The sequence below is a fragment of the Streptococcus mitis genome (assembly GCF_001579035.1).
Taxonomy (GTDB): domain Bacteria; phylum Bacillota; class Bacilli; order Lactobacillales; family Streptococcaceae; genus Streptococcus; species Streptococcus mitis_J.
Genome location: NZ_KQ970285.1, coordinates 60,558 through 62,308 on the forward strand (window position 1 = coordinate 60,558; position 1,751 = coordinate 62,308).

General features: G+C 33.0%; 3 protein-coding genes. 1 reads left to right on the forward strand and 2 read right to left on the reverse strand.

The features are described from left to right. Window positions 1–60 precede the first annotated feature (60 nt). Window positions 61–600, reverse strand: coding sequence for a hypothetical protein (locus SMIDD26_RS00310; protein ID WP_061438566.1), 540 nt, complete (start codon window positions 598–600; stop codon window positions 61–63). A gap of 133 nt (window positions 601–733) precedes the next feature. Then, complete coding sequence (locus SMIDD26_RS00315; RefSeq protein ID WP_061438567.1) at window positions 734–1,372, reverse strand: helix-turn-helix domain-containing protein; 639 nt, start codon at window positions 1,370–1,372, stop codon at window positions 734–736. Between the two features lie 177 nt (window positions 1,373–1,549). On the opposite strand from SMIDD26_RS00315, the gene SMIDD26_RS00320 reads away from it, so the two are divergent. Continuing rightward, on the forward strand, window positions 1,550–1,738 hold the full coding sequence (locus SMIDD26_RS00320; RefSeq protein ID WP_061438568.1) for a DNA-binding protein: 189 nt from the start codon (window positions 1,550–1,552) through the stop codon (window positions 1,736–1,738). Window positions 1,739–1,751: the final 13 nt, after the last annotated feature.

Sequence of the window (1,751 nt, forward strand, 5' to 3'; positions counted from 1 at the left end):
CTCTGTTTTTGCACAATAGACCTTAGAAATAGGGGCGCTATTGGCGAATATGGGGAGTTTTTAATTTACGATGATTTCTCCAACAGGGATAAAATCTTTTTGTTTTGAAGATTTTGCGATTAAGTCGTATTGATCAGCAGATTTTTCATATCCAAGGGAAAGAGTAGTATTGTCGCCTGGTAATTTTTTAGCAAACTCAGATATAGACACCCGAAATACGGTAATTGCATTTTGCTGATTAGTTGTAGCAGAATTTGAATTGATTGCGTCCATAGTCTCTTTTGCGCTATCTTTAGCCGTTCCAGTTAGCAAAATCATGATTGTATCATGCGGTTCGGATGAATCTGAATCGATTACGTTATTTTGAATTTTTACGCTTATTGCTCCAGTTGATTCAGGATCTAATTTTGATTTGATTTCAGAAATTAGATTATCGTATTTACTGTTATCTACTCTGGCTTTTGTGTTTGTTGAAGTAGTATTCTTTTGCTCTGTTTTTGCTTGTTCTGAGCTATCTTTAGTAGTTGATTGATCGTTAGAGCAAGCTACTAGAACGGTAGCAGAAAGTAAAATAGCTGATGTGCTTAGTAATTTTTTCATAAGTAGTCTCCTATATGCTGGTGTTTTTCTGATAAAAGATTTAGTGGGCTATCCCATCTTTTTTACAATAGACCTATGGGATAGAGTATTTATTGGCGGATATGGAGCTTATATAGTGATTAGCGATTTTATATTAGTCATCATAATCTTTATGAAGAACAGGATTATCGGCTAATGAGGAAATTATTGTACTAATAGCTTCCCTTTCTTTCTTGTCTAGTGTTAAAAAATCAATAATAGTAATTTTAGTCTTATCAGGAAAGGTCATTAGACCTGCAAGAAATCTTCCGATATTTGAATCAGCATAGTCTTGCATTCCTTTTAACATAAGATCTTTTTTTTCTTGACTCCAATTTTTAAATTCTTCTTTAGCAAATCTTCTATGTCCATAATAGTCTGTGATTTCTCTAAGGTTTTCTATTACGGTATCCCTTACTTTTTCACCACGAGTTAGCGCCAACAAACCATATCCTGCGAAATCTACTGGGGATTCCATGTTATCACTATATTTCTCTAGAGTAGAGGTTAGGTAGGTTGTTCTTCTTTCGTCTTCCCCTAAAAGATATCCAACATTTACCCCGAAATATTCTGCAAGTAGTAGAGCAGGTTTTGATTTGATTTCATTATTTGGATTTTCCCAATTTTGATAAGTTCGTAAAGTAATATTCAAACCTAGTTCTTTTTTTATAATATCTTCGTAAAATTCTTTTTGGGAGAATCCTTTTTCTATTCTAAGTTTTTTTAGATTATTTTTAGGTGTTTGTTTTTCCATTAGTTATCCTCTTATACGTTTATCTAAAGTATAACATAGTAGAGAGAAAAAATAAAATCATAGACGAAAAAAATTTCATTTATCGCTTGACAACGAAAATAAATTCGTTTATAATTCAAAGTGTGATGAAAAAACTTTCGTCCAAATCAAGATTTTTTAGAAAGGAGTGAGTTGATAATGTTATTAACAATAGAACATGCAAAAAAAGTTCGTCGAAAACGAGGGGAGCTTCAGCTTGGAAAAGTTCAGTTAGCCAAGAAACTAAAAATTACACCTCCTACTCTAGCAAAAATTGAAGCTGGCAACTACGATGCACCTAAGCGCATTTACGAAAGTGTGATAGAGTGGCTTTTAGAAGATTATTAGAAAGGAGCGAACC